At 64.6% G+C, this 25,817-nt stretch carries 25 protein-coding genes and 1 pseudogene; 15 read left to right on the plus strand and 11 right to left on the minus strand.

Features of this window, described 5'->3' with window-relative positions; all coding sequences use genetic code 11:
• Positions 1-4 precede the first annotated feature (4 nt).
• Both LU688_RS18365 and LU688_RS18370 read left to right on the plus strand, forming a co-directional pair.
• Complete coding sequence (locus LU688_RS18365) at positions 5-823, plus strand: ABC transporter ATP-binding protein (protein WP_232888053.1); 819 nt, start codon at positions 5-7, stop codon at positions 821-823.
• 13 nt (positions 824-836) lie between these two features.
• On the plus strand, positions 837-1,328 hold the full coding sequence (locus tag LU688_RS18370) for an Lrp/AsnC family transcriptional regulator (protein WP_160290966.1): 492 nt from the start codon (positions 837-839) through the stop codon (positions 1,326-1,328).
• A 282-nt stretch (positions 1,329-1,610) separates the two neighbouring features.
• Here the strand turns inward: LU688_RS18370 and LU688_RS18375 are convergent, their stop codons facing one another.
• From LU688_RS18375 to LU688_RS28030, 3 genes and pseudogenes are all read right to left on the minus strand, one after another.
• Complete coding sequence (locus tag LU688_RS18375; protein WP_094011280.1) at positions 1,611-3,302, minus strand: putative bifunctional diguanylate cyclase/phosphodiesterase; 1,692 nt, start codon at positions 3,300-3,302, stop codon at positions 1,611-1,613.
• Between the two features lie 12 nt (positions 3,303-3,314).
• Positions 3,315-4,577 carry a methyl-accepting chemotaxis protein gene (locus LU688_RS18380; protein ID WP_371041607.1) on the minus strand — a complete coding sequence of 421 codons (1,263 nt, stop codon included), beginning with the start codon at positions 4,575-4,577 and terminating at the stop codon, positions 3,315-3,317.
• Positions 4,551-4,901, minus strand: a pseudogene (locus tag LU688_RS28030) (PAS domain-containing protein); the annotation flags it as partial. The gene LU688_RS18380 and the pseudogene LU688_RS28030, both read right to left, overlap by 27 nt.
• A 255-nt stretch (positions 4,902-5,156) precedes the next feature.
• Here LU688_RS28030 and LU688_RS18385 point away from each other — a divergent pair.
• The 4 genes from LU688_RS18385 to LU688_RS18400 all read left to right on the plus strand — a co-directional run bounded on the left by LU688_RS18385 (position 5,157) and on the right by LU688_RS18400 (position 8,478).
• Entirely contained in the window at positions 5,157-5,471 is a 315-nt protein-coding gene (locus LU688_RS18385) for a helix-turn-helix domain-containing protein (protein ID WP_023631149.1), read from the plus strand.
• 209 nt (positions 5,472-5,680) lie between these two features.
• Positions 5,681-6,991 (plus strand): C4-dicarboxylate transporter DctA, encoded by a 1,311-nt coding sequence (locus LU688_RS18390; protein ID WP_160290965.1) that lies wholly within the window; start codon positions 5,681-5,683, stop codon positions 6,989-6,991.
• Positions 6,992-7,061: 70 nt separating this feature from the next.
• Positions 7,062-7,763 carry a FadR/GntR family transcriptional regulator gene (locus LU688_RS18395; RefSeq protein WP_023631151.1) on the plus strand — a complete coding sequence of 234 codons (702 nt, stop codon included), beginning with the start codon at positions 7,062-7,064 and terminating at the stop codon, positions 7,761-7,763.
• A gap of 19 nt (positions 7,764-7,782) precedes the next feature.
• Positions 7,783-8,478, plus strand: a complete 696-nt coding sequence (locus LU688_RS18400; RefSeq protein ID WP_038706454.1) for a GntR family transcriptional regulator — start codon at positions 7,783-7,785, stop codon at positions 8,476-8,478.
• Here LU688_RS18400 and LU688_RS18405 read toward each other — a convergent pair.
• A complete protein-coding gene (locus LU688_RS18405) occupies positions 8,460-9,422 on the minus strand; it encodes a GlxA family transcriptional regulator (RefSeq protein ID WP_038706455.1) in 963 nt (320 codons plus the stop codon). The two genes, LU688_RS18400 and LU688_RS18405, sit on opposite strands and share 19 nt — an antisense overlap.
• A gap of 130 nt (positions 9,423-9,552) precedes the next feature.
• On the opposite strand from LU688_RS18405, the gene LU688_RS18410 reads away from it, so the two are divergent.
• Entirely contained in the window at positions 9,553-10,194 is a 642-nt protein-coding gene (locus tag LU688_RS18410; protein ID WP_031316881.1) for an HD domain-containing protein, read from the plus strand.
• Here LU688_RS18410 and LU688_RS18415 read toward each other — a convergent pair.
• Positions 10,166-10,738, minus strand: coding sequence for an isochorismatase family protein (locus LU688_RS18415; RefSeq protein ID WP_160290964.1), 573 nt, complete (start codon positions 10,736-10,738; stop codon positions 10,166-10,168). The two genes, LU688_RS18410 and LU688_RS18415, sit on opposite strands and share 29 nt — an antisense overlap.
• A gap of 87 nt (positions 10,739-10,825) precedes the next feature.
• Here LU688_RS18415 and LU688_RS18420 point away from each other — a divergent pair, with 87 nt between their 5' ends.
• Together LU688_RS18420 and LU688_RS18425 are read left to right on the plus strand one after the other, a co-directional pair.
• Positions 10,826-11,269 (plus strand): GNAT family N-acetyltransferase, encoded by a 444-nt coding sequence (locus tag LU688_RS18420; protein ID WP_160290963.1) that lies wholly within the window; start codon positions 10,826-10,828, stop codon positions 11,267-11,269.
• A gap of 110 nt (positions 11,270-11,379) precedes the next feature.
• Positions 11,380-12,384: a hypothetical protein gene (locus tag LU688_RS18425; protein ID WP_160290973.1), complete on the plus strand. Its 1,005-nt coding sequence runs from the start codon at positions 11,380-11,382 to the stop codon at positions 12,382-12,384.
• 19 nt (positions 12,385-12,403) lie between these two features.
• Here the strand turns inward: LU688_RS18425 and LU688_RS18430 are convergent, their stop codons facing one another.
• On the minus strand, positions 12,404-12,832 hold the full coding sequence (locus LU688_RS18430; protein WP_094011273.1) for a PACE efflux transporter: 429 nt from the start codon (positions 12,830-12,832) through the stop codon (positions 12,404-12,406).
• 100 nt (positions 12,833-12,932) lie between these two features.
• Here LU688_RS18430 and LU688_RS18435 point away from each other — a divergent pair, with 100 nt between their 5' ends.
• Both LU688_RS18435 and mcpA read left to right on the plus strand, forming a co-directional pair.
• Positions 12,933-13,811, plus strand: coding sequence for a LysR family transcriptional regulator (locus LU688_RS18435; RefSeq protein WP_160290962.1), 879 nt, complete (start codon positions 12,933-12,935; stop codon positions 13,809-13,811).
• A 150-nt stretch (positions 13,812-13,961) separates the two neighbouring features.
• Positions 13,962-15,848 carry a methyl-accepting chemotaxis protein McpA gene (mcpA, locus tag LU688_RS18440; RefSeq protein ID WP_038706459.1) on the plus strand — a complete coding sequence of 629 codons (1,887 nt, stop codon included), beginning with the start codon at positions 13,962-13,964 and terminating at the stop codon, positions 15,846-15,848.
• A 98-nt stretch (positions 15,849-15,946) separates the two neighbouring features.
• Here the strand turns inward: mcpA and LU688_RS18445 are convergent, their stop codons facing one another.
• Entirely contained in the window at positions 15,947-16,321 is a 375-nt protein-coding gene (locus LU688_RS18445; RefSeq protein WP_023630743.1) for a RidA family protein, read from the minus strand.
• A gap of 209 nt (positions 16,322-16,530) precedes the next feature.
• On the opposite strand from LU688_RS18445, the gene LU688_RS18450 reads away from it, so the two are divergent.
• Entirely contained in the window at positions 16,531-17,316 is a 786-nt protein-coding gene (locus LU688_RS18450) for a sulfite exporter TauE/SafE family protein (protein ID WP_023630744.1), read from the plus strand.
• 97 nt (positions 17,317-17,413) lie between these two features.
• Here the strand turns inward: LU688_RS18450 and LU688_RS18455 are convergent, their stop codons facing one another.
• Positions 17,414-18,466: a DUF1176 domain-containing protein gene (locus tag LU688_RS18455; protein ID WP_160290961.1), complete on the minus strand. Its 1,053-nt coding sequence runs from the start codon at positions 18,464-18,466 to the stop codon at positions 17,414-17,416.
• 30 nt (positions 18,467-18,496) lie between these two features.
• A complete protein-coding gene (locus LU688_RS18460; RefSeq protein WP_160290960.1) occupies positions 18,497-19,537 on the minus strand; it encodes a DUF1176 domain-containing protein in 1,041 nt (346 codons plus the stop codon).
• A 150-nt stretch (positions 19,538-19,687) separates the two neighbouring features.
• On the opposite strand from LU688_RS18460, the gene LU688_RS18465 reads away from it, so the two are divergent.
• Entirely contained in the window at positions 19,688-20,260 is a 573-nt protein-coding gene (locus LU688_RS18465; RefSeq protein ID WP_232888052.1) for a biliverdin-producing heme oxygenase, read from the plus strand.
• A gap of 6 nt (positions 20,261-20,266) precedes the next feature.
• Here the strand turns inward: LU688_RS18465 and LU688_RS18470 are convergent, their stop codons facing one another.
• The gene (locus LU688_RS18470) at positions 20,267-20,638 is read right to left on the minus strand and encodes a hypothetical protein (protein ID WP_023630680.1); all 372 of its coding nucleotides are present in this window, start codon (positions 20,636-20,638) and stop codon (positions 20,267-20,269) included.
• A 295-nt stretch (positions 20,639-20,933) separates the two neighbouring features.
• Here LU688_RS18470 and LU688_RS18475 point away from each other — a divergent pair, with 295 nt between their 5' ends.
• Positions 20,934-21,383, plus strand: coding sequence for a GNAT family N-acetyltransferase (locus tag LU688_RS18475; protein WP_160290958.1), 450 nt, complete (start codon positions 20,934-20,936; stop codon positions 21,381-21,383).
• Positions 21,384-21,885: 502 nt separating this feature from the next.
• A complete protein-coding gene (locus LU688_RS18480; protein WP_160290957.1) occupies positions 21,886-23,826 on the plus strand; it encodes a methyl-accepting chemotaxis protein in 1,941 nt (646 codons plus the stop codon).
• Between the two features lie 92 nt (positions 23,827-23,918).
• On the opposite strand, the gene LU688_RS18485 is transcribed toward LU688_RS18480, so the two are convergent.
• Positions 23,919-25,808, minus strand: coding sequence for a propionyl-CoA synthetase (locus LU688_RS18485; RefSeq protein WP_160290956.1), 1,890 nt, complete (start codon positions 25,806-25,808; stop codon positions 23,919-23,921).
• Positions 25,809-25,817 lie beyond the last annotated feature (9 nt).

Consider the following 25,817-nt stretch of genomic DNA (forward strand, 5'->3'; position numbering starts at 1 on the left):
AAACATGACTGCTACCGCACTACCACTTTCCACCTTCGCCCAGGCTCCAAGGGCGCACGCCCATACTGGCGCGATCAAGCTCAGCGTCGAGGGCCTGCACAAGCACTACGGCGAGCACCAGGTGCTCAAGGGCGTCTCGCTGCAGGCGCGCAAGGGCGACGTGATCAGCCTGATCGGCGCCAGCGGCTCGGGCAAGAGCACTTTCCTGCGCTGCATCAACTTCCTCGAGCAGCCCAATGCCGGCAGCATCACCCTCGACGGCCAGACCCTGGAGATCCACCCCGGCACCCGCACCCCGCCACCGGCCCAGTTGCAGAACCTGCGCACGCGTCTGGCCATGGTGTTCCAGCACTTCAACCTGTGGAGCCACCTGACCGTGCTGGAAAACATTTGCCTGGCGCCACGCAAGGTGCTGGGGATCAGCGCCAGCGAAGCCGAGGCGCGGGCGCGCAAGTACCTGGACAAGGTCGGCCTGCCGGCCCGCGCCGCCGAGCAGTATCCGGCGTTTCTCTCCGGCGGCCAGCAACAGCGCGTGGCCATCGCCCGGGCGCTGGCCATGGAGCCGGAAATCATCCTGTTCGACGAGCCCACCTCGGCACTCGACCCGGAGCTGGTCGGCGAAGTGCTCAAGGTGATACAGACGCTCGCCGAGGAAGGACGTACCATGCTCATGGTCACCCATGAAATGGGGTTTGCCCGCCAGGTATCGAGCCAGGTGCTGTTCCTGCACCAGGGCCTGGTCGAGGAAAGCGGCAGCGCCGAGATCCTCGACCAGCCACAGAGCGAGCGCCTGCGGCAGTTCCTCTCCAACCGCCTCAAGTGAAGTCACGCCGCATATGGATACCAAGGCCATCACCCCTGCCGCCACACCGCTGGATCGCATTGATGAAGCGATCATCGACGTGCTGCGCCACCAAGGAAGGATCACCTATGAAAAGCTCTCCACCCTCGTGCACCTGACGCCCAGGCCCTGCCTGGAACGTGTGCGCAAGCTGGAGCGGCGCGGGGTGATCCGCGGTTACGGGGCCATTATCGACCTGCAGCAAGTCTCCCCCGGATTGTCATTGCTGGTGCTGGTGGCCCTGTCCAACCAGAGTGGGCGCTCGGCGCAGCGGGCCTTCGAGGCCACCGTGCGCGCCTGCCCGCAAGTCTACGAGTGCCAGCTGATCAGCGGGCACTTCGACTACAGCCTGCGCATGCGCTGCCGCGACATGGAGCATTACCGGGTGCTGACCGAGACCTGGATGAACAACGACGAGCTGCATATCGACAAACTGGTGGCGCATCCGGAGCTGGCGGCGGTGAAGAGCACGGCGCCCATGACCTGAACGGGTGCTATCCATGTAGCCCCGGCCAGGCGCGCACCACCAGGCTCGCTATTCTTTTCATGCATGAAGCAGCAGCGATCCCTCGCTAACTGCTTCCCCCGCCTCGCCTGGGTGGCATTGCGTAAAGGTTCGACCTGAGCGCCGGACGCTTCAACCACCGCGTACCGGTCGCGCTCGAACGGGTTGACGGCGCTCTGCTGAAAGCACGGGTTCGCCAATGACCAATTTCACAAGAATCATCAAACCGCCTTCCGCCGCCGATAGACAGACCGGCGCCTTCGCTCAGGAGAACTCTTGCCACTGTACAGGTGGGCGGTAATCGGTCACCCACCTTGCCAACTCATCCGCCGGCATGGGGCGGGAAATGCCATACCCCTGAGCCAGCTCGCACCCCAGTTCCATCAGTATCCGGCCATGCTCGACACTCTCCACCCCTTCGGCGATCACCTCACGCCCGAACGCCCGCGCAAGCCCGATCACCGCGCCGGTCAGGGCCAGGTCGTCATGGTCATGCAGGATGTCGCGCACGAAGGACTTGTCGATCTTGATGGTCTGCGCCGGCAGGCGCTTGAGGTAGCTCAGCGAGGAGTAGCCGGTGCCGAAGTCATCCAGGGAAAATCGCACGCCCAATGCACGGCAGGCATCCAGGCAGCGGCCGACCCGCGGCAGGTTGTCGATCGCCACCGACTCGACGATCTCCAGGTCCAGGCGCGCTGGCGACACCCCGGGATGGCGCGCCAGCAAGCGCTCCAGGCGCTGGGCGAAGTCACCGCGCTGCAACTGGCGGGCGGCGATGTTGACGCTCAGTGACCAATCGCGTCCGGACAGCTGCCACTGCTGCAACTGGGTCAAAGCCTGGTCGATGACCCATTCGCCCAGCTCGACGATCAGGTCGGTCTGCTCCACAAAGGGCAGGAACTCCCCCGGCGGTACCGGCCCCTTGGAGGGGTGCATCCAGCGCAGCAAGGCTTCGAAACCGATCACTTGTCCGCTGCGCATGTTCACCTTCGGCTGGTAGTGCAGGCACAGCTCGCCCTGGCGAAGGGCCTGGCGCACCCGCGCCACGGTCTGGTGGGTGGCCTTGAGCTCAAGTTCCTGGGACACGTCGAACAGGTGGTAGCGATTGCGTCCGCGCTGCTTGGCCACATACATGGCCTGGTCGGCGTGGCGCACGAGGGTGTCGGCATCCTCGTCGTCCTGCGGGAACAGGGTGACACCAATGCTCGCGCTCAGGCTCAACGGCTGCTCGCGTACCGTGTAGGGCGCGGCCAGCGCCTGGAGAATGCGCCGTAACGCGGCATCCAGCTGCTGCGGACCTTCGATATGCCGCAGGATCAGCACGAACTCGTCCCCTGACAGGCGCGCCACGGCATCACCGCCACGCAGGATGTGCTGCAGGCGTTGGGCGACCTCCACCAGCAGCAGGTCGCCAGTGGCATGGCCATAGCCATCGTTGACCGCCTTGAAACCATCGAGGTCGAGCATGCATACCGCCAGGGGAATGCTTTCGCGGCGAGAGAACGCCAGGGCTTGGTTGAGCAGGTCGGACAAATAGGCGCGGTTGGGTAGCCCGGTCAGCACGTCGTGCCCCACGCGCCACTGCAGGGTGTGCAACAATTGACGCTTCTCGGTGACGTCGAAGCGGATCGACACATACTTGCGCACCTTGCCGGTCTGCGGGTCGATCAGCGGTACCATGGTGCTGTCCACCCAGTACAGCGAGCCGTCCTTGGCCCGGTTGCAGATTTCGCCCTTCCATACCCGGCCAGCTGCCAAGGCGCGCCACATCTCGAGGAAGAAGGTCGGCTCGTGCAGCCCGGAATTGAGGATGCGATGGTTGGCACCCAGCAGCTCCTCGCGGCTATAGCCTGAGATGCTGCAGAACTGCTGGTTGACGTAGGTAATGCAACCGCGCAAATCGGTTTCGGAAAAGATCGCGGCCGCATCGACAGCCGCGCGGTAATTGTCGTCCATAAGCCTCGCAACCTAGCGGTTGAAGCGTTCCACCAGGGCGCGCAGCCCGGCGCACACCTGCTCGAGCTCCGCGCCGCGCACGGCGGCGGCATTGGCGCGGTGCGCGCTCTGCTGGACCGTGCCCGCCACCCCATTGATTTGCCGCGAGACATCCTCGGCAACGCTGGATTGCTCATGCGAAGCAGCGGCCATCTGCTGACTCATGTCACTGATGCGCTGCACGGCGTGGCGGATGCCCTGCAACGCTTCCTGAGTCAGGGCGACCTGGGTCACGCCCTGTTGCGCGCCCTCGATACCCTGGCTGGCGATGCTCACCGCCTGCTCGGCGCCACCGCGCAAACTGTCGATGATCGACTGGATATGCAGCGTGGATTGGCGGGTCTTGTCAGCCAGGGCCCGCACTTCGTCGGCGACCACCGCAAAGCCACGGCCCTGCTCCCCGGCGCGGGCAGCTTCAATGGCGGCGTTGAGCGCCAACAGGTTGGTCTGCTCAGCAATGGCGCGGATCATCCCGGCCGCCTCGGCGATGGCGCCGGTCTGACCGGCCAGATCGTTGACCGCCTGGTTGATCTGCCCGACCGTACCGGCCAGGCTCTGGATCGCAGCCCCCGTGGCGTCGGCCACCTGGCTGCCCTGCCCGGCCAGCAGGTGCGCGGTCTGCGCCTGCTCGGCGGTGAGTTGAACGTGGCCAGCAACCTCGCCGATCGAGGCCGCCATCTCAGTCATGGCGGTGGCGGTCAGGTCAGTCTCGGCACGCTGTTCCAGCAACGCCGATTCGGTGCTGCGTGAAAGCCGCCCGGCATCCTGGGCGGCGCCGGCCATCTGCGCGGCAAGGTCGCTCAAACGAGTCAGCGCGGTCTTCAGGCGCGCCTCCTCGCTAACCAGGATCAACTCCAACTGCCCGGCGGCGCCCGGCAGGTCACTGTAGGTCAAGGCCGCAACCGGGTCGCTGAAGGCGTTGTCGGCCACCCGGACGATGCGCTGCAAGTGCAGCCCCATGCGGCCATGCGCCCACAGCCCGACGCCGGCGAACAACGCCAAGGTCAAGCCCTGTGCAGGTAGATCTGGGAGCAGCTGGTGGCCGGCAATGGCCAGGGTCCCAGCCAACACTGGCAGCACCATGGCCCGGCCGAGCAATGCCACACGCCGGGCCGGCGACAGCGCTGCCTTGCCGTCGCGCAGCCGGGCATACAACGCCTCGGCACGGGCCACCTGCTCCCGGGTCGGGCGCACACGCACCGACTCGTAGCCGATCACCTGGCCATTCTCGAGCATCGGCGTGACGTAGGCGTTGACCCAATAGAAGTTGCCGTTGCGGCAACGGTTCTTGACGATGCCCATCCAGCTGTGGCCCGCCTTGAGGTACTGCCACATCCGTTCGAACACCGCCTCTGGCATGTCCGGATGGCGCACCAGGTTGTGCGGGCTGCCGATCAGCTCTTCCTGGCTAAAGCCGCTGATGGCGGCGAACTCGGCGTTGCAATAGGTAATCAGGCTGGCCGTGTCGGTGGCCGAAATGAGCCGCTGGTGCTCGGGAAAACTTTGCTCGACCGGATTCACCGGCAGGTTTTGACGCACGACAAGACTCCCTTCATACACCGCCCGACACGCGGCCTGACAGAAGGCCAGCGGCGCCGGAACCGTTCATCCTGGATCAGTTCCAATATCCGACACCGCTTGCACGCGGGCCGGTGGATGACCGGATCACCCTGGATGACTACTTGAATGACTGATCAATCAAAGTGGCGAATTCTACGAATTACATCACATTTTGCAAATAAAGGTGATGAATCATGGCGTTGCGCTATATCGACATATATCGTTAAGTGCTTGATTCTAAATGGGAATTAAGCGATGACGAGAACAGGTCTAGGTCCTGCCCTGCGCCGCTACCGCAAACTGGCAGGCTTCACTCAGGCACAACTGGGCGAGCGAACCGGCTTCGACCCCAAGACCATCAGCCGTTTCGAAACCGGCACTTATACCCCCAGCATCGAGTCACTGATAAGTTTTGCCGAGGCGTTGGGGGTCAAGCCGAAAGTGTTCTTCAGCGACCCCGATGACGAAGATGAACAACGCGCCTATCTTTTCGGCGTCATCCACAGTGCCCCCCCGAAGGACCTCGGCAAGCTGATCGCAGCCGTCGATCAGGTGCTCGCCAAGCTGTGAAATCCCCCGCGCACCACCCTAGAGCAGATTGCCTATCACTGCACCATAACTGGTCAGACCGGTAAGGCCAAAAACCCTTGCATTATGCGGAAAATCGGCGTTTTATAGCCCACGCAGTGAACAAACCGGTAAGACCACAATAATTAAGTCCTGCACTCTTTCGCTCCGTGTGGCTTGGGGGGCAAGGACACCGACCAGAGACTCCTCCCATGCTCAAATGGTGTTCGCGTTCGATTTTCCTCCAGGTTGTGCTCGGCCTCGCCCTTGGCGTGATCTGCGGCCTGAGCTTCCCCGACCTGTCCCTGCAACTCAAACCCCTGGGTGATGGCTTCATCAAGCTGATCAAGATGCTCATCGGCCTGATCGTATTCTGCGTTGTGGTCAGCGGCATTTCCGGCGCCGGCGATCTGAAGAAGGTCGGGCGTATCGGCCTGAAGTCGGTGATCTACTTCGAAGTGCTGACGACCTTGGCCCTGATCATCGGCCTGGTGTTTGCCTTCTCCACCGGCATCGGCAGTGGCGCCAACATTCACCTCGACCAGTTATCCAGCGCCGATGCCGGCGCCCTGGCCGACCGTGGCGCGCACATCCACAGCACTACCACCTTCCTCATGGACCTGATCCCCACTTCGGTACTGGGCGCTTTCGCCGACAACAACATTCTCCAGGTGCTGCTGTTCTCGGTGCTGTTCGGCAGCGCGCTGAACCTGGTCGGTGAATCTGCCTCGGGCATTTCGCGGCTGATCAACGAGCTCAGCCATGTGATCTTCCGCATCATGGGCATGATCGTGCGCCTGGCCCCCATCGGCGTGTTCGGCGCCATCGCCTTCACCACCAGCAAGTACGGCCTGAGCTCGCTGCAGCACCTGGGCGGCCTGGTAGCGCTGTTCTACCTGACCTGCGCCGGCTTCGTGCTGATCATTCTTGGCACAGTGATGCGCTTGTCAGGGCTCAAGCTGCTGCCGTTCATCAAGTACCTGCGTGAAGAGCTATCCATCGTCCTTGGCACTGCCTCCTCCGACGCCGTGCTGCCGCAGGTGATGCGCAAGCTCGAGCACCTGGGCATCGGCAGCTCCACCGTCGGGCTGGTCATCCCCACCGGCTACTCGTTCAACCTCGATGGTTTCTCCATCTACCTGACCCTGGCCATCGTGTTCATCGCCAACGCCACCGGCACGCCGCTGGCGATGACCGATTTGCTGACCATTCTTCTGGTGTCGCTGGTGACTTCCAAGGGCGCCCACGGCATCCCAGGCTCGGCCCTGGTGATTCTCGCCGCCACCCTGACCGCAGTCCCGGCGATCCCGGTGGTCGGCCTGGTGCTGGTGCTGGCCGTGGACTGGTTCATGGGCATTGGCCGGGCGCTGACCAACCTGATCGGCAACTGCGTCGCCACCGTGGCCATCGCCCGCTGGGAAAAGGACATCGACCTCGAACGCGCCAACAATGTGCTGGCCAACAAACCCGGCTTCGCCCCGGCCACCCGCAAGCAGGGCCAACCCCATCAACAGGAATTCTAAGCCCAAGGCCGCCGGCGCCCCGCGCCGGCCCGCCAAGGGCCAAGATGCAGCGTCAACCAAGGAGCGAACCGTGATCAGCTCTTCGACCGTAGTCAATTCAGTGGTGGAGAAACTCCGCCAGGCCCTGGCCCGTGGCCAGTGGCGCAGCGGTGACATGCTGCCCGGCCAGCGCGAGCTGGCCGAACAGCTGGGCATCAGCCGGCCCAGCCTGCGCGAGGCGGTGATCGTGCTGGAAACCCTGGGCCTGGTGCGCTCGATGCCGGGCAAGGGCGTGCTGGTGCTCGATGCCGACGCCAGCCAGGCGCAAGAGCCGGACAGCATCGCCGAGGCCAGCCTGGCTGACGTGCTCGAGCTGCGCTACACCCTTGAGCCTTTCATTGCCGGCCTGGTGGCGCAATCGGCCGGCAGCCAGGACATCGGCCAGTTGCGCCTGACCCTGATGGACATGCGCGAAGCCCTCGACGCAGGCGACAGCGAGGCCGGCATCAATGCCTATATCGCCTTCCACGAGGCGCTGTTCGCGCTGACCACCAATCCGATCTTCCAGAGTGTCGTGCAGCAGACCGGCAATGCCCTCAAGCAGAGTGCCGACATGCTGCGCAATTCGCCCGAACACCTGGCCGCGCGCCTCAGCGAAAACGAGGCGGTGGTGCGTGCCATCCGTGAGCGCAACAGCGCCAAGGCCAGCCAGCAGATGCGCCAGCACATCCTCGCCGAGGGCCAGCGCATGGGCATCGCCCTGAATATCCCGGACGACCAACCAGGCAACTGAACAAAGAAGGAGAGCGACCATGACCGCCTGCGCCCAAGCCGCCCCCCGCCTGCCTGCCCTGCTCGGTGCCGGCGAGACCCGCCTGTCGGCGGAACAGATCTACCCCCGGCTGTTCGATGCCATCCTCGAACAGCGCCTGCCACCGGGCAGCGCCCTGCCCGAGCAGGCGCTGGGCAATGCCTTCGGCGTCAGCCGCACCGTGATCCGCCGGGTGCTCGGGCGCCTGTCCGACCAGCAGGTGGTGGTGCAGCGCCCCAGTCATACCGCGCACCTGGCGGCCCCCGACCCTGAACAGGCGCGCCAGGTGCTGAGCGCCCGGCGCCTGGCCGAAACCACGCTGATCGGCCTGGCCACCCAACGCGCCCGCCCGGCGCAGATCCGGCAGTTGCGCCAGCTGGTAGAGCGCGAGCGCCAGCACCATGAACGCGGCGAACGCTGCACGGCAATCCGCCTGGGCGGCGAGTTCCACATGAAGCTGGCGCAGATGGCCGCCAACGCGCCGCTGGCACGCTTTCTCAATGGCCTGGTACCGATGACCTCGCTGATCATCGCCCGCTACGAAGCGCCCTGCTGCGAGCACTGCGCCTGGCAGGAGCATGCGGCGATCATCGACGCGGTGGAGAACGGTGACGGCCAGGCGGCACTGGACCTGATGCATGAACATCTGGACCGTCTGGAAGCCAAGCTCGACCTGGATCAGACCGGCCGGGCATAGCGCTTGCGGTATTCGGCGGGGGTCACCCCGACATGCCGCATGAAGGCCCGCCGCAGCGTGTCGGCATTGGCGAAGCCGCACAGCGCCGCCACTTGCTTGGGCGGTTCCAGCCCGCCTTCCAGGCGTTCGCGCGCCGCATTGACCCGCGCCAGTTCCACCCAGGCCGCCGGGGTCATGCCTACGTCGGCCTGGAACAGCCGGGCGAAATGCCGTGGGCTGAGGCCGACCCGCGCCGCCAGACGGGCGACACCATGATCCTCGGCCGGATTGGCCGCCACGTAGCGCTGCAACCCCTGCAACGCCGAACGCCCCACCGTCGACGTGGCGCCCTGGCGGCTGAACTGCAGCTGCCCGCCGGGGCGTTTGAAATACATCACCAGCTGGCTTGCCACCTGCTTGGCGACCTCGCGGCCCAGGTCTTCCTCCACCAACGCCAGGGCCAGGTCGAGCCCTGCGGTGACGCCCGCGGCGGTGCGTACCTTGCCGTCGTGCACCTGGATCGCGTCGGCCTCCACCGTGACCTGCGGATAACGCTGTGCCAGCGCCTCGGCCACCGCCCAGTGGGTGGTGATGCGCCGCTCATCGAGCAGGCCGGCGGCGGCCAGGGCGAAGGCGCCGGTACAGACCGAGCCATAGCGCCGGCTGCTGGCGGCATGCTCGCGCAACCAATCGAGGATGCCGCTGCGCAGGTGCTGCCCGGCGGCCAGGGGCGTGCCGGCAATCAGCAACGTGTCGAAGGGGCCAAGGGCATCGCCGATCCAGCCGTCGGGCAACAGCCTGGCACCCGACGAGCTGACCAGCGGCCCGGGCTCGCACGCCAGCAGCGACAGGCGATAGGCCTCCCGCCCGGTTTGGCGGTTGGCCTCGGCAAAGACGTCGAGGGGGCCGCAGGCGTCGAGCAGCTGCACGCCGGGCATGGCGAGGATGGCAAGGGTGATGGGCACACAAACTCCTGCGCACGGTGCGCTCAAGGCACGTCTGAAGACAACCGACAATGGCAGAATCTGACGCATTACGTCAATTGAGGACATTTGCATAGCGCGGCAAGCTGGCCACCTCACCCACGAAGGAGCCATCACCATGTCAATCGCCGGCATCCACATCCCCGACACCGCCATGACCCGCGAGATCACCGAGCTGGTCCGCGACACCGCTTCGCCGCTGCTGTTCCACCACTCCAGCCGCGTCTATTATTTCGCCGCCCTCGCCGGCCGGCGCCTGGGCCTGGAATATGACGCAGAGCTGCTGTACTGCGGCTGCATGTTCCACGACATGGGCCTGACCCACACCCACAGCAGCGACTGCTGCCGCTTCGAGGTCGATGGCGCCAACGCCGCCCGCGACTTCCTGCAGCAGCACCGTATCGACGAGCGCGATATCGAACGGGTCTGGACGGCCATTGCCTTGCACACCACGCCGGGTATCCCCGAGCACATGCACCCGCTGATCGCGCTGGTCACCGCTGGCGTGGAAACCGACGTACTCGGCCTGCACCACGAAGGCCTCGCCACAGGCGAGCGCGACGCCGTGGTGGCTGCGCATCCGCGCGGCGAGCGCTTCAAGGAAGCAATCATCCAGGCCTTCTACGACGGTATCCGCGACAAGCCGCAGACCACGTTCGGCAACGTCAAGGCAGACGTCATCGCCGACAAGGAGCCGGCATTCCGCCCGGGCAATTTCTGCAGCATCATCCGCCAGTCGTGCTGGCCAAGCTGAACGCCACGGCCTCGACACCAGGCAGGATCTGCACCTCGTCCCCCAGCGACCACTCCGCCGCCCGGGCTGCCAGGGCGGCGGGCACTCCCGGCGAGCCGCCAGGGCCGGGTGGCACGTCGTAGGTGGCGTGGGCATCGTGGGGCAGCAGCACCTCGAAACCTCTTCGCAGCGCGGCTCGGGCGGTTGCCGCCAGGCACATCTCCGAGAGCAGGCCGGCCAGGGCCAGGTGGCGGACCCCGCGTTCATCGAGCAAGGTTTGCAACCCGGTTTCGAGGAAGCCATCGTCCTCGGTCTTGAACAGCACGTGCTCGCCCGGCGCCGGCGGGAAATACAACTGCCAGCCGGCACTGTGCGGGGCATCCGGGCTGCCCGGCGCACCGTCGTTCTGCAGGAAGATCACCGCCACCCCGGCCTGGCGGGCGCGGCCGAGCAAGCGGGCGATGCTCTGCTGCAGGGCCAGGTGGCCAGGCACCGCATCGGCGCCCTCCATGAAAGCGCACTGCACATCCACCAACAGCAAGGCATCGGCCTTGGCACCCTTCATCAGCAGCTCTCCTGTTCGCGGACGCAATGCCGAGCATAGCGCAATGCCGTACCCTGTCGCCGATGACCTAAATGCCTTGGAGGGCTCATGAACTTCACTATCGCGCCAGTCGGCGCGCAACACTACGATCGACTGGCCGATCTGTGGGAAGCCTCGGTGCGGGCGACCCACGACTTCCTGCCGGCGGGATACGTCGAGCGCCTGCGCCCGCTGGTGCGCGAGCAGTACCTGGGTTTTGTCCAGCTGCGTGCCTGGTCGGACAGCGCAGGGTACATACAAGGGTTTGCCGGGGTGCATGAGGGCAAGCTGGAAATGCTCTTCGTCGACCCGGCCTGCCGTGGCCAGGGCATCGGCAAATCCTTGCTGGCCCATGTGATCGATGAGCTGGGCGTACGAGAAGTCGATGTCAACGAACAGAACCCACAGGCCGTGGGGTTCTACCTCAGACACGGCTTCGTCCAGGTCGGGCGCAGCGAGGTGGATGGACAAGGCGATCCATTCCCGTTGCTGCACCTGAAACGGGTGGGCTGACGCGCTGCCGCGGGCTTGCCCCGCGATGATGCCCTCAAGACAAACCTATACTTCGGTAAATCACCCAGCCTCTGGCCAAGGGGGCAATCCGCGTGAAATCGATCCTCGCGATGGTTCCGCTCTGCCTGCTGCTGGCCCTCGCCGGCTGCGCCGGCAAACGCCCACCCGCCCCGCCCCCGCCGCAGAACCTGCCACCGACCGTCTGGCAGCGCATCGACCAGGACATCATCGAGGCCTCGGTCGCCGCTGCGGGATCGGCCAACGACTACGCCCGCCGCTCCATGCGCGTGTGGAAGGAGCAAGTGCAGCAACGCACCGAGAACGACTTCATCCCCTGGTTCACCGGTTACTGGACTCAGCAGTGGCTCACGCTCAAGGTAGCCTGGTACAAGATGCACAATGGCAATGGCCAGGAACCCGCGGAGAAGCGCCTGGGCCTGTACCTGCAGGAACAGTATCGCGAACGGGTCATCGACCCGGTGGCCGAACAGATCAACCCCGAGGGTATCCGCGACCGCGCCAGCGAGCTGTACCTGCAACTGCTCGGCCAGCAACTGCCGACCATCATCCAGCGCTACAACGCCCCGCCCGAGCAGTTCAGCCAGCGCCTCAACCGCATCCCGATCATCGCCCTGGGCCCGCCGGATGCACGCAATGCCTCGCTTTACCAACTGCTGCGGGCCAAGTCGCTGGACCAACAGCTGGCCTGGCAGTCCCTGCGCCAGCACCTGCACCAACAGGCCGCCAAGGCCCCCGGGCAGACCGAGGCCGGATTGTCGTCAGTGGCCACCCAGGCCAGCGAGAAACTCGGCGCCACACTGGCGCCACGCGGTGCCGCCAGTGCCATCGCGGCGGCGGTGGGCAAGGCGGCAGGGGCGTTGATCTCGGTGGCGGCAACCGGCTACGGCATCATCACCCACGACCGTGAACAGCCGCAGATGGTCGAGCAGCTGCAGGTGATCCTCAATGTGGCGCTGAACCAGGAATGGCAGGAGCTGATGGAGAATCGCCAGAGCGGCGCCATGGCCGGGGTGTATTACCTGTCGGGGCAGGTGGAGGACAGCTTGCTCGGAAGCCGCTCACAGGAACCGTTGCTGATTCGCCTGCCGCCATGACCCCGCGCACGCAGCACGTTCAGGCGGTCGCCAGCGCCGAAGTCGGCAGCCCAAAGATGCGGTCGAACGCCCAGTTGTAGACGAAGGTGTAGCACGGCACCAGGACGATGAACGCCAGATCCACCATCAACGCCTCCACAAGGGTCATGTCCAGCCACCAGGCGATCAGCGGGATCAGGTACACCACCAGGGTCAGCTGGAAGCCGATGGCATGCGCCACCCGCCGCCCGAGGCTGCGCCCGCGGGTGGCCTGGCGGCTCTCCCAATACTCGAACAGGCTGTTGTAGATGAGGTTCCAGGCCATGGCGATGGTGGTGATCATCACTGCCAGGGGGCCGGTGTGCGAAGCCTGGGTGTCGGACAGGTAGGCCAGGCCCAGGGTCGACATGCACAGGCCGATCAGTTCATAGAAGGTCACGTAGACCAGTTTGCGTTTGAGTCCTTGCACGGGATTACCTTGTTGCGGATATGACGAAGGCGCGCAGAATGCATCAACATACTTGACAGAAAAAGTCGGCAGCTTTCAGATTTACTGAAAGGAGACTGCCATGAACTTTTCCAGCGATACCATCCTGCTGTTTCTCGCCGTGCTCGACCGCGGCTCATTCTCGGCTGCCGCGCGGGCGCTCGGGCGCGTGCCCTCGGCGGTGAGCATGGCCATCGGCAACCTCGAGGCGGAGCTTGGCTACACGCTGTTCGAGCGTGGGTCGCGGGAGGCACGCCCGACCGCCCAGGCCCAGGCCCTGGAGCCCCATGCCCGGTTGATCGCCGAACAGCTGGGGCTGTTGGAGGTGCATGCGCTGGAGCTGTCGCGAGGGCTGGAAAGCAGCCTGGCCATCGCCGTGGTGCCGGATATCGATCAGCGCCCGTTGCTCGGGGCCATCACCCGCATGGGCGAGCGCTACCCGCTGCTGGACATCGAACTGCTCGCCGCCCCGCAGGAAGAGGCCCTGCAACTGCTCGACAGTGGTCGGGTGCGCCTGTGTCTGGCCTTCGCCGGGCTGCAGGTGGACCCGCGACGCAGCTTCCAGCACATCGCCCTGGAATCGCTGGTGGCCACCCTGTCGCCACATCACCCCGCACTACGCGAAGGGCGCATCCGTAACCTCGAAGACCTGGTCAACCTGCGGCAGATCCTGGTGTGCAGCCGCGACCTGCCGCTGAGCGATCCCCGCTCGCTGATCGGCACCTCGCACTGGCGTACCGATAGCCTGGACCTGGCCCTGCAGATGGTCGAGGCCGGCCTGGGCTGGGGCGACTTGCCGCTGGCGCGGGTGGCGCCGCTGCTTGCGGACGGACGCCTGGTGCGACTGCGATTCCAGAACACCCGCAATGAACTGCAACTGCCGGTGAACGCCTTCTGGCTTAAACAGCAACCCCTCGGCCAAGCGGCCAGAACATTGGTGGGCCTGTTGGCTTCGAAATGATTTGTCACCCTGTGAGGTCGATTCGGCCAACTATTGCGACATTTAGTCTTTCAACATTTTTCAGAATCGGCCGATACCGTTGCAACAGGCTCCGCCACTCGTGCCACAAGCACGCGGCGCCCTCCTTTCACTGGCTCAAGGTCTCGAAACATGAACCTGAAATTCCGCCACAAGATCCTGCTCAGTGCCTGCGCCGTCGTCGTACTGGCCTTCGCCCTGTTCACCCTGTACAACGACTACCTGCAACGCAACACCATCCGCCAGAACATCGAGTCTTCGGTGCGCCAGGCCGGCGCACAGACCGCCAGCAGCGTGCAGAACTGGATGAGCGGACGCATCCTGGTCCTGGAAAACCTGGCCCAGGACATCGCCCAGCAAGGCGCCGGCAGCAACGTGCCGGGCCTGGTCGACCAGCCGTCGTACACCAGCAACTTCCAATTCACCTATTTCGGCCAGAACACCGGCCTGTTCACCCAACGCCCCGATGCCAAGATGCCTGACGGCTACGACCCGCGTCAGCGCCCCTGGTACACCCAGGCCGTGGCCGCCAACCAGACGATGCTGACCCCGCCCTACATGGCTGCAGTGGGTGGCCTGGTGGTGACCATCGCCATGCCGGTCAAGGCCAAATCCAGCGGCGAGCTGATCGGCGTGGTCGGCGGCGACCTGAGCCTGAACACCCTGGTGGACATCATCAATGCCGTGGACTTCGGCGGCCTTGGCCACGCCTTCCTGGTCGACCGCAATGGCCAGGTGATCGTCAGCCCGGACAAGGACCGGGTGATGAAGAACCTCAAGGACATCTACCCAGGCTCCCCGCTGCGTGTCGAATCCGGCATCCAGGAAGTCAGCCTCGACGGCAAGGACCGCATCATCTCCTTCGCCCCGGTGGACGGCCTGCCGTCGGCGCAGTGGTACATCGGCCTGTCGATCGATAAAGAAAAAGCCTACGCCCCGCTGAGCCAGTTCCGTACCTCGGCCATCATCGCCATGCTCATCGCGGTGGCCGTCATCGCCGGACTGCTCGGCCTGCTGATCCCGGTACTGATGCGCCCGCTGACCACCATGGGCCGCGCCATGCAGGACATCGCCGAAGGCGAAGGCGACCTGACCCGCCGCCTGACCGTCGAGCAGAAGGACGAGTTCGGCGAGCTGGCCACCTCGTTCAACCGTTTCGTCGAGCGTATCCACGCCTCGATCAGCGAGGTGTCCTCGGCCACCCGCCTGGTGCATGACCTGTCGGAAAAGGTCGTGGTCGCCTCCAATGCCTCGCTCACCGGCTCCGAAGAGCAGAGCATGCGCACCAACAGCGTCGCCGCGGCGATCAACGAGCTGGGCGCCGCCACCCAGGAAATCGCCCGCAACGCCGCCGACGCCTCGCAGCACGCCAGCGGCGCCAGCGAACAGGCCAACGGTGGCCGCCAGGTGGTCGAAGAGGCGATCAGCGCCATGACCGCCCTGTCCCAGCGCATCAGCGAGTCCTGCGAGCAGATCGAGACCCTCAACGCCAGCACCGACGAAATCGGCAAGATCCTCGACGTGATCAAGGGCATCTCCCAGCAGACCAACCTGCTGGCGCTCAACGCCGCCATCGAGGCCGCCCGTGCCGGTGAAGCCGGGCGTGGTTTCGCCGTGGTTGCCGACGAAGTGCGCAACCTGGCCCACCGCACCCAGGAATCGGCCGAAGAAATCCACCGCATGATCACCAGCCTGCAGGTCGGCTCGCGTGAGGCGGTACACACCATGAACACCAGCCAGGTCTCCAGCGAAGAGACCGTGCAGGTGGCCAACGAGGCCGGTGAGCGCCTGGCCAGTGTCACCCAGCGTATCGGCGAGATCGACGGCATGAACCAGTCGGTGGCCACCGCCACCGAAGAGCAGACCGCCGTGGTCGAAAGCCTGAACCTGGATATCACCCAGATCAACGCGCTGAACCAGCAAGGGGTGGAGAACCTCAACGACACCCTGCGCCACTGCGACGCCCTGAGCCAGCAGGCCGGGCGCCTGAAGCAACTGGTGGGCAGCTTCCGCATCTGACCTGCCGCCCGCTCCTGTACGTGTTGCAGGAGCGGGCTCCCTGCGCGATCACGCCTTCGATCACATCGGCGATTACGCAAGCATTCTGCAGCTACTCCTCACTCGCCGACGAACGCCTGCACCTCGATCTCCACATCGACCCCCAGCGCCAGCGCCGATGCCACCGTCGATCGCACCGGTAGCGCTGCGCCAAAGAACTCTTTGTAAACCTCGTTAAAGCCGGCGAAATGGCTCATGTCCGACAGCCAGACCGTGCATTTCACCACCTGGTCGAAACGCGCCCCACTCACTGCCAGGCTCTCGGCGATACGTTCGCAGGCCGCTCGTGTCTGTGTCTGGATATCACCGCGTACCACTTCGCCACTGACGCTCATGGGCACCTGGCCGGACAGGAACAGGAAGCCCCCGGCCTTCACTGCACGAGAAAATGGAAACGGCAGGCTGCTGGGAAAACGCTGGATGTCATTGCTCATGGAACGCTCCTTTCATGGTTGGCCGAATCGTGCCCGGGACATTCGAGCGGGCTAGCTCCCGGTAAACCCACTCTGGTTGACCGTGGGTTTACAGGAGCGTGCCGCCACAGGGTGGTTATAACCTAATAACGAACAAGTCTATTTGGCTATAAAAAAATCTATATGCTGGCACTCATCCGATCACGGGCAAGCTGGGCGTCGAGTAGCGTATGGATGTAGGTTCTTTCGGTTTTACCATTGCGGGCCTGGTTGTGGGCTTCATCGTCGGCATGACCGGCGTCGGCGGCGGTTCGCTGATGACCCCGATCCTGCTTTGGTTCGGCATCAACCCGGCCACTGCCGTGGGCACCGACCTGCTCTACGCCGCCATCACCAAAGCCAGCGGCGTCTGGGTGCATGGCCGCAACAAGAACATCGACTGGAAGATCACCGGCTGGCTGAGCCTGGGCAGCGTCCCGGCCGCCGCGCTGACCCTGTGGTTCCTCAGCACCCTGCACACCGACACCTCGGCGCTCAACGCCATCATCAAGCAGGGCCTGGCGGTGGTGCTGATCCTCACCGCCCTGGCGATCCTGTTCAAGTCGCGCCTGCAGGCCTTCGCCAGCAAGCATGCGGGCGATCACTACCACCTCAGCGACCGTACCCTGAACATCCTCACCGTGATCACCGGCGTGGTGCTGGGCGTGATGGTCACCCTCACCTCCATCGGCGCTGGTGCGCTGGGCACCGTGGCGCTGTTCCTGCTCTACCCGTTCCTGGTCACCCGCCGCCTGGTCGGTACCGAGATCGCCCACGCCGTGCCGCTGACCCTGGTGGCCGGCCTGGGTCATGCCGGCATGGGCAACATGGACTGGTCGCTGCTGGGCTACCTGCTGCTGGGTTCGCTGCCGGGGATCTACCTGGGCAGCCACCTGACCGGGCGCATCTCCGACCGCGTGCTGCGACCTTGCCTGGCGACCATGCTGCTATTGATCGGCTACAAGCTGGCGTTCTGAGCCACACCTCACTGACAGAGAGCGCTACGCGCCCATCGCCGGCAAGCCGGCGATGCGGCGCGTCAGCGGCGCCTATGGGCACTCGGCTCGCCTCGACCTACTCCCGCACACGCCATAGCACCGGCCAGAATTGCGGTTTCACATACCCGCAGCGATCAAGCCGCGCCACGCGCTCAAGGCGCATGCGCTCACCGTCGTAACGCCATTGCTGGATCACCCCGCAACCACGCTCTACCTGGCTTTTGTCAGCGGCAAACAATTGACCGCTCTGCGCATCGAACGCTACATAGCCACTCAGACGCGGCGCCAGCAGCGGCGTCGGCGCCTCGAAGGCCATTTCGCTGATCTGGTAGGGCGCGGCGCGGGACACCCGATACAGGAAATTGGCGCAGAACTCGCCACTGCACCCCACGTTGAGAATGACCAGGACATTGGCAGCGTCCAGCGGGTGCACCTCGTAATGGCTGTTGCTCATCCCCGGCACATCGCCTTCGACATTCGCCTGGCGTTTTACCATCCTGCCGATTTCATGGGCCTGCTCGTCGTTCATGCGCGGCGCGGCGACGAACTGTGGCAGCACCACGGTATCGGGAGCGCCAGGCACATCGGCAGCGGGCGCATCTCCCACTCTGACCAGGGCATCGGCATGCCCGACCCGGCCCTGCACGGCATCGATGGCCAACAGCGCACCACTGAGCCCCTGCAAGGACGCGACCAGCTCCCCATCCTCGGTCAATGAACTCAGGCGTGCACCGTTGCGCAACCGACGTATGAGCGCCAGCGCCTCATCGTCTTCCAACAGCAGGTCGAAGTCGTATTCAAGCTGGATGCGCTGCCAGTTGGCCGACAGTACCTGCCCATCGAGCAGCACCTGTTCCGCAAACGCCGGGCCCACGCGCAGGGTCAGCTCAAGCGCGCCCTGTGGCCCCGCCTCGCGCCTGATGATGGTCTGTAGCCCGGCCATCAGGTCGTCGTCGATCGCCATTACCGCCGTGCAGGCACGGGTGTTGTCGCAGCCAACCGCCCAGTCCTTGATCTGCCGGTACATCGGCACTGCTTCGAGCGGTGCCTGGGCGTTCTCGGCCTGCACGACAGATGGCGTCATGAGCGCCAGCAGCAATGCCGCACGCGGGTGTTTCATCCATTGCATGGCGTTATCCCTGAAGTCCGTTTCATGCGTTCAGCCTTGACTGCGCCAGAGTACCGGCCAACTGTCGGTGCCCACTTCGGCACAGCGGTCCATCCGTGACAGCTTGAGCAAGCGCATACGCATGCCATCGTAGCGCCAGCTTTCCTCCACCCCGCAACTGCCGGGATAGTCGTCCTTGGCATAGCTGTGGAGCTCGCCTTTGCCAGGGTAGAACTCGATGGCGTCGCGCATCCGGCTGATCACCACCGGGCTCGATGGCGCCTCGAACTCCAGGGGCCCAAGGGTGTAAGGCGCTTCACGCGACACCTTGTACAGTGCGTAGAGGCAATGGAAGTCGTTGCAGTTGTAGCTGAGCAATGCCAGCGCATGCTGGTCGTCCAGGGCATGCAGCTCTAGCTTGGGGGCGACATCGTATTCGTTGATCAACTGGTTCTCGGCGGCCGCCTTGGCCATCGCCACCTGGGTGATGCCCGCTTGCTCCTCTGCGCTCAACGGCCCGGCAGGGACAAAGGCCGGCACCCGAGGCTCGCCCGGGGTGGGTAGCTGCGCATCGGCAACGCTGTCGCCGGGGCGCACCAGAGCACTGTAGTGGCCGACCCGGCCCTGCACCGCATCCATCAGCAGCAAGGCGGCGCTCAGCCCCTGCAGCGAACTCACCCGCTCCCCTGGCCGGGTGTCGTCCACCAGGCGCTGGCCATTGCGCAATTGCCGCAACACGGCATAGGCATCGGCGCCCTCCAGTTCCAGGGTGGTCTCGACACCGCGGGTCATGCGCCAGGGGGCGACCAGCAGCTGGCCGTCGAGCATGGGCTCACCCGACCAGTCGGTGCTCCCCACCAGGGTCAGGTGCAGGTTGCCCCAGGCGCCCGCCTCACGCTGCACCAGCATGCCCACTCGCATCCGCTCCGGGTGATCGGCCAGGACCGCGGTGCAGAAACGCGTGTTGTCGCAGCCTACAATCCAGTCCTTGATCTCCCGGTATACCGGTACCGGCTCTGGTTCCGCCGCGGTGGCCAGGCCCGGCAGCAACGCCAGCCCCAGGGCCAGCCAGTTCCATGTTGTTGCGCGCATCGTGCTGCATTCCTGTCTTGGCTGTGAAAGCCTCGTTCCAGAGGCGGCGCAATGATTCCACAGTTCACGGGCCAGGTGCGCAAAATCGGCAGTGGTGATTGCGCCGCCTGATCTGGCAGTATCGAATGCCCTAACGCCAGAGCCGCCATCATGTCCGCTACCGTCAGCCCGTTGCTGCTTGCCCTGCGCGAAGGTACCCGCGCCTGCCACCAGAGGCTGGAAGCGCGGCTGCCTTTCTTCAGCGAGGGCTTCGACCGCGCGGCCTACGCCGATCTGCTCGGGGCCTACCATGGCTTTCATGCCCCGCTGGATTTACTGCTGGGCGCCTACCAGAGCGCCGAACGCCACAAGACACCCACCCTGTCACGCGACCTGGGCGCCCTGGCCATCGACATCGAAGCGCTGCCCCGGTGCCACGCCCTGCCTCGCATCGATGACGAAGCCAGCGCGCTTGGGGTGATGTATGTACTGGAAGGCTCCACGCTCGGTGGCCAGGTGCTCAAGCGGGCCATGGCCGAACGTCTGGGTATCGACGCCGACAACGGTGGCGCGTTCCTCGACGTCTACGGCCCGCTGACCGGCGCACGCTGGCGCAGTTTCCTCGAACGGCTGGCTGCCACCGCTCCGGAGCCTGCCGCCCAGGCCCGGACGGTAGAAGCCGCTGTCGACACCTTCACCTGCTTCGAGAGGTGGCTCGAAAAACGACGGGGGCTGGCCTGCTGAACTCCTTCACCGACGGCACTGGTGCAACAGCGACGTTACCAGTGGCGTCATCGCGATGGCCACCGCGCACAAGCCACCGCACAACAGCGCAAAGCCCAGCGCCCGCAACGGGTGCAAGGTATTGAAGAACGCCAGTACCAGCAGCACCAGCACCAGCGCCAGCCAGTAGCGAACTGCCGCCCTTGGAATGGCCACCATCAACAGGTTGAAGAGCACGAAGGCGTAGAACACCAGCATCGTCGCCAAGCCGACGCTGACACCTCGCGCCATCGGCTGGCCGACATGCTGCCGGTAGAGATCGAAGCCAAGCCTCAAGATAAAGGGAAAAGCCACACACACCAGTGCGTGCAGCAGGAAGCGGGAAAGCAGCGGCAACATTCGTCCTTGATCCTGGAGTCGGCCAAAGGTTGCGCATGGCCGTGAGTGAGGAAAGCGGATGCTAATGCCCTGAATAGACGCCAGCAAGCCGCAGCCCCATTGGTCGGCAAACACTCGTGACAAAGACCTGATTTTCCGGCTTTGCGGCACACAGGAAACAAGGCTGCCGCACACCTTCGGAAGCCGCACGTACGCCGCTGCATATGGCATCTGTACGAGCGGATGTGTTTCATGAAATCCTGCAGGACTGCCCCCATAGCAAGGGCGCTGGACAGCCTGATAGCGAGCCCACGACATGAACGTCATTGCCTGTGACCTGCACTACCTGGACGCCGCCGCGGACCTCTTCAACCAGTACCGGATGTTCTACCAGGAGGCGGATGACCTCCCCGCTTCCCGTGCATTCCTCAAGGCCAACCTCGAAACCGGCAACTCGCGGATCTACCTGCTGCTGGACGACGAGGGTCAGGCCATCGCCTTTGCCCAGCTGTACCCGGCCACCTGCTCGCTGGCAATGAAGCGCTTCTACTGGCTGTATGACCTGTTCGTCGTCCCCCACGCCCGCAGGGGCGGTCATGCCCGTTACCTGATGCAGCAACTGATCGGGATCTTCCAGGCCGAGGGCGCGCAGCGGTTGAGCCTGGACACCGCCGGGAGCAACCTTGCCGCCCAGGCGCTGTATGAATCGCTGGGGTATGAGGCCGAGCAGGAATTCGTGACCTATCACAAGGTGCTCGATCGCTGAAGCTAGCCATGGGAGCTTTCGATATCCGCTTTCGCTCAGCGCGAGGGAGGCAGCTATACGCGGGTGTGCAAGACCGTGGAGTAGGAACCCGGCTGGCCCGAAGGCCTCCCACGTATAGCCGCCATTGAGCGACCTGGACCACATCCTCGGGCTTGCACACCCGGTCGTTGAATTGGCAACGACAGGTCGAGACTAAGGAATGCGGCTGGCCAGAACAACAGCTGAAAGGCCGTGAAAGCATGATTGGGAAACGTCCTACATGAAATAGGGAACGTCTTAGTAATCCGCTTGAAACAACAGTTCCCACCTCATCGCGGGGCAAGCCCGCTCCCACGCCTCAGCTGCGCTTTGCCCGCAAGTCAGGACAATTTCTGAATTTCCTGTACACGAAATATCCACTAAAGGTTTATATTCCGCCCGCCGAAACAGAAAAGGTAGCAAGTGGCCACCACCCTAGCGAAGCGGCCATGTACACCCTTCACACTCACGGATGGGCGTCACGATGAAAATAAAAAACAAACTGATCCTGGCCTTTGTACTGGTGCCCTTTATCCCGGTCTCCCTGGTTGGCGGCATCTCGGTGCTGAACATCCGCAGCGAGGCGGTCGATCAGTTCCTCGACGGCAGCACCCGGGAAATTCGCCAGATCGACGGCAACATGCGCCAGTTCTTTGATGGCACGCTGCAGAACGTCGATCAGATGGCCAAGGATCCTGTATACACCTCGGTCACCTCGCTCAAGGACTACACCGGCGCCGATGCCGCCAGCCAGCCGATGCCCGAGGCTGCGCAGCGGGTCATTGACGCCTTCGCACGCTACGGCACCACGCACCCGGCAGCGGCGATCCTTTCAATCGGCCTGGAAGACGGCAGCTACGCGAAATGGCCGGATGACCCACAGCTGGCCAAGTACGACCCGCGCACCCGCCCCTGGTACAAGGCCGCCATGACCAGCCCGGACAAGACGGTGCGCACCGCCGCGTACTACTACGACAAGGACGACGTGGCCCTGGTCGGCACCGCCCGCGCGCTGCTCGACGCGGCCGGCAAGGCCAAGGGCGTGTTCGTGGTCAGCGTGTCGCTGAAGAACCTCACCGAGCTGGTCAAGAGCATCAGGCTGGGCGACAGCGGCTACGTGATGCTGATCGAGGACGGCACCGTGCTGGTCGACCCGCGCAACGCCGGGCACAGCTTCAAGCAGCTCAAGGACCTCGGCGCGCCGTACGCGGCGTTGGCCGCCACCGAGCAAGGCGCCACCGAGGTGGTGATCGATGGCGTGCGCTACATGGCCAATGTATGGACCTCTCCAGGCCTGGGCTGGCGCTTCGTCGGGCTTATCGAGTACGACGAGGTCATGGCCGCAGCCACACGCATGACCTATGTCACGGCAGTGATCGTGGTGCTGCTGGCGCTGATCTTCGCCGGGGTGGCGGCAGCGTTCTCGCGGGTGATCGTCAAACCCATCGGCCAGGTGAGCACCGGCCTGCAGTCGATCGCCGAGGGTGAAGGCGACCTGCGCCGCGACCTGCAGGTCCAGGGCAAGGACGAGACCGCCGAGCTGGCCGGCTGGTTCAACAAGTTCCTCGCCGCCATCCGCCAACTGATCCAGCGCATCGGCGCGGCCTCGACCAACCTGCACGAAGCCTCGCGTAGCAACAGCGAGATGGCCGGCAACATGAACGAGGCCGCCGGGCGCCAGCGCGAGGCGGTGGAGCTGGTGTCCACCGCCTTCAACGAGATGGTCGCCACCGCCAACGAAGTGGCGCGTTCGTGCAGTAGCGCCGCCGACGCCGCCGAACAGGGCCACCGTCGCGTGGCCGAGGGCAAGCAGCAGATCGAAGCGACCACCGACAACGTCAATCGCCTGGGCCGACGCCTGAGCGAGTCATCCCAGGCCATGGTCGAACTGGAGGAAGGCAGCCGCAGCATCAACCAGATCCTCGGCACCATCCGCGCCATCGCCGAGCAGACCAACCTGCTGGCGCTCAACGCCGCCATCGAGGCCGCCCGGGCCGGCGACCAGGGCCGTGGTTTTGCCGTGGTGGCCGACGAGGTACGGGCGCTGGCCAAACGCACCGCCGACTCCACCGGCGAGATCGACCAGTTGCTCAATACCCTTGGTGGCAAGACCCATGAAGTTTCGCAGAAGATGGAAAGCTGCCTGGACCTGTCGCGGGCCAGCGTGTCGTCGATCGAGAATGCCCGCGACAGCTTCGAAGGCATCCAGCTCTCGGTGAACGAGATCCGCGACCAGAACCTGCAGATTTCAGCGGCCGCCGAGGAGCAGCACAGCGTGGCCGAGGAGATCAATCGGCATATCCAGCAGATCTACGACGAGGCAAGACTGGTGGAGGGGCTGGCCAGCTCTGCACAGGCCGACTCTGGCAGGCTGGCACAGCTGTCGGATGAGCTGAACGGGTTGGTGGGACGCTTCAAGTCGTAAGGCATCCAGCCTAGGGCCGCCAGGCGGCCCTTTTGCCTCAGCTCGTCGGCACGACAAGCCGATTCCCACAGGCAATGCTGCTCGCGATGACGTCAGCCCGCTCTGGGCAAATCGGCCAACACCCCTTCGATCTCCCCTAGCACCGCCGGATCATCCAGCGTCGATGGCGCCGTGTAGTCCTGGCCATCGGCGATCTTGCGCAGCACCGCCCGCAGGATCTTGCCAGAGCGGGTCTTGGGCAGGCGCTTGACCAGGCGCACGCGGTTGAAGCAGGCCAGTGCGCCGATCTGTTCGCGCACATCCGCCACCAATTCGCCCTGCAGTTGCGCCTCGCCAATGCCCTGCCCGTCCTTGAGCACCACCAGCGCCAATGGCACCTGACCCTTGATCTCGTCGTGCACACCGATCACCGCGCACTCGGCCACCGCCGGATGACGCGCCACCAGGTCCTCCATTTCACCGGTCGACAAGCGATGCCCGGAGACATTGATCACGTCATCGGTGCGCCCCATGATGTAGACGAAGCCGTCTTCATCCAGGTAGCCGCCGTCGCCGGTGTGGTAGTAACCGGGGTAGCTCTGCAGGTAGGCCTGCAGGTAACGTTGGTGATCGCCCCAGAGCGTCTGGCTGCAACCCGGTGGCAATGGCAGGGCGATCACGATGGCACCCTGCTGATTGGGCCCCAACGGCTTGCCTTCGTCATCCAGCACCTGCACGTTGTACCCCGGCACCGCCCGGTTGCTCGAGCCCGGCCGCGCCGCGCTGCCTTCGAGCCCGACACAGGGCGCAGTCACCGGCCAGCCGGTTTCGGTCTGCCACCAATGGTCGTGCACCGGCTTGCCGGTGACCCGCTCAAGCCATTCATGGGTACTGGAGTCGAGTTTCTCCCCGGCCAGGAACAGCTGGCGCAACGAATCGAGATTGTGACGGCGAATCAGCGCGCCTTCCGGGTCTTCCTTGCGGATGGCGCGCATGGCGGTGGGTGCGCAGAACAAGCCATTGACCTGGTATTGTTCCACCACCCGCCAGTAGGCCGAGGCGTCCGGCGTGCGGATCGGCTTGCCCTCGTAGAACACCGTGGTGCACCCGTTCATCAGAGGCCCGTACACGATCAGCGAGTGGCCCACCACCCAGCCGACGTCCGAGATCCCCCACCACACATCCCCTGCCCGCATGCCATAGACATGACGCATGGCATAACACAACGCCACTGCGTTGCCGCCGTTTTCGCGGACGATACCCTTGGGTTTGCCGGTGGTGCCGGAGGTGTACATGATGTACAGCGGATCGCCCGCATCCAGTTCAACGGGGGCGACCGGCGCCGCCCCGAGCAAGGCCTGCTGCCAGTCCAGATCACGCCCGGGCTGCAGTTCGGCGCTAACCAGCGGGCGCTGCAACACCAGCACATGCCGCGGCTGGTGGCGGGCCAGTTGCAGGGCGCGATCGACCAGCGGCTTGTACTCGATCACGCGGTCGAACTCCAGGCCGCAGGAAGCCGTCAGCAGCAAGGTCGGCCGCGCATCGTCGATGCGCAAGGCCAGCTCGTTCGCGGCGAAGCCACCGAACACTACGGAATGCACCGCACCAATGCGGGCACAGGCGAGCATGGCCATGGCGGCCTGGGGCACCATCGGCATGTAGATGATCACGCCGTCACCCTTGCGCACACCCAACGAACGCAACAGCCCCGCCAAACGGGCCACTTCATCTCGCAGTTGGTGATAGGTGAACGTCTGTTGCACGCCAGTCACTGGCGAGTCGTAGATCAGCGCCAGTTGTTCACCACGCCCCTGCTCGATCTGATGGTCAAGGGCCAGGTAGCAACTGTTGAGACGGCCATCGGCGAACCAACGGTGGGTACCATCGGCATTCTGCTGCAAGGTGACGGTCGGCTTGCGCTGCCAGGCGAGCTGTTCGGCCTGGGCCTGCCAGAAGCTGACGGGTTCGGAAATGGAATGGGCGTAGCTGTGCTCATAGGTCATTGGTTCGCA

It is taken from the genome of Pseudomonas soli, assembly GCF_021283165.2.
GTDB classification, from domain to species: Bacteria; Pseudomonadota; Gammaproteobacteria; order Pseudomonadales; family Pseudomonadaceae; genus Aquipseudomonas; species Aquipseudomonas soli.

Bases quoted from the DNA above. Each gene is read 5' to 3' on its own strand.
- LU688_RS18365 (WP_232888053.1), top strand. From the start codon at position 5: ATGACTGCTACCGCACTACCACTTTCCACCTTCGCCCAGGCTCCAAGG.
- LU688_RS18370 (WP_160290966.1), top strand. From the start codon at position 837: ATGGATACCAAGGCCATCACCCCTGCCGCCACACCGCTGGATCGCATT.
- LU688_RS18375 (WP_094011280.1), bottom strand. From the start codon at position 3,302: ATGGACGACAATTACCGCGCGGCTGTCGATGCGGCCGCGATCTTTTCC.
- LU688_RS18380 (WP_371041607.1), bottom strand. From the start codon at position 4,577: ATGCTCGAGAATGGCCAGGTGATCGGCTACGAGTCGGTGCGTGTGCGC.
- LU688_RS18385 (WP_023631149.1), top strand. From the start codon at position 5,157: ATGACGAGAACAGGTCTAGGTCCTGCCCTGCGCCGCTACCGCAAACTG.
- LU688_RS18390 (WP_160290965.1), top strand. From the start codon at position 5,681: ATGCTCAAATGGTGTTCGCGTTCGATTTTCCTCCAGGTTGTGCTCGGC.
- LU688_RS18400 (WP_038706454.1), top strand. From the start codon at position 7,783: ATGACCGCCTGCGCCCAAGCCGCCCCCCGCCTGCCTGCCCTGCTCGGT.
- LU688_RS18415 (WP_160290964.1), bottom strand. From the start codon at position 10,738: ATGAAGGGTGCCAAGGCCGATGCCTTGCTGTTGGTGGATGTGCAGTGC.
- LU688_RS18420 (WP_160290963.1), top strand. From the start codon at position 10,826: ATGAACTTCACTATCGCGCCAGTCGGCGCGCAACACTACGATCGACTG.
- LU688_RS18425 (WP_160290973.1), top strand. From the start codon at position 11,380: ATGGTTCCGCTCTGCCTGCTGCTGGCCCTCGCCGGCTGCGCCGGCAAA.
- LU688_RS18435 (WP_160290962.1), top strand. From the start codon at position 12,933: ATGAACTTTTCCAGCGATACCATCCTGCTGTTTCTCGCCGTGCTCGAC.
- mcpA (WP_038706459.1), top strand. From the start codon at position 13,962: ATGAACCTGAAATTCCGCCACAAGATCCTGCTCAGTGCCTGCGCCGTC.
- LU688_RS18445 (WP_023630743.1), bottom strand. From the start codon at position 16,321: ATGAGCAATGACATCCAGCGTTTTCCCAGCAGCCTGCCGTTTCCATTT.
- LU688_RS18450 (WP_023630744.1), top strand. From the start codon at position 16,531: ATGGATGTAGGTTCTTTCGGTTTTACCATTGCGGGCCTGGTTGTGGGC.
- LU688_RS18455 (WP_160290961.1), bottom strand. From the start codon at position 18,466: ATGCAATGGATGAAACACCCGCGTGCGGCATTGCTGCTGGCGCTCATG.
- LU688_RS18460 (WP_160290960.1), bottom strand. From the start codon at position 19,537: ATGCGCGCAACAACATGGAACTGGCTGGCCCTGGGGCTGGCGTTGCTG.
- LU688_RS18465 (WP_232888052.1), top strand. From the start codon at position 19,688: ATGTCCGCTACCGTCAGCCCGTTGCTGCTTGCCCTGCGCGAAGGTACC.
- LU688_RS18470 (WP_023630680.1), bottom strand. From the start codon at position 20,638: ATGTTGCCGCTGCTTTCCCGCTTCCTGCTGCACGCACTGGTGTGTGTG.
- LU688_RS18475 (WP_160290958.1), top strand. From the start codon at position 20,934: ATGAACGTCATTGCCTGTGACCTGCACTACCTGGACGCCGCCGCGGAC.
- LU688_RS18480 (WP_160290957.1), top strand. From the start codon at position 21,886: ATGAAAATAAAAAACAAACTGATCCTGGCCTTTGTACTGGTGCCCTTT.
- LU688_RS18485 (WP_160290956.1), bottom strand. From the start codon at position 25,808: ATGACCTATGAGCACAGCTACGCCCATTCCATTTCCGAACCCGTCAGC.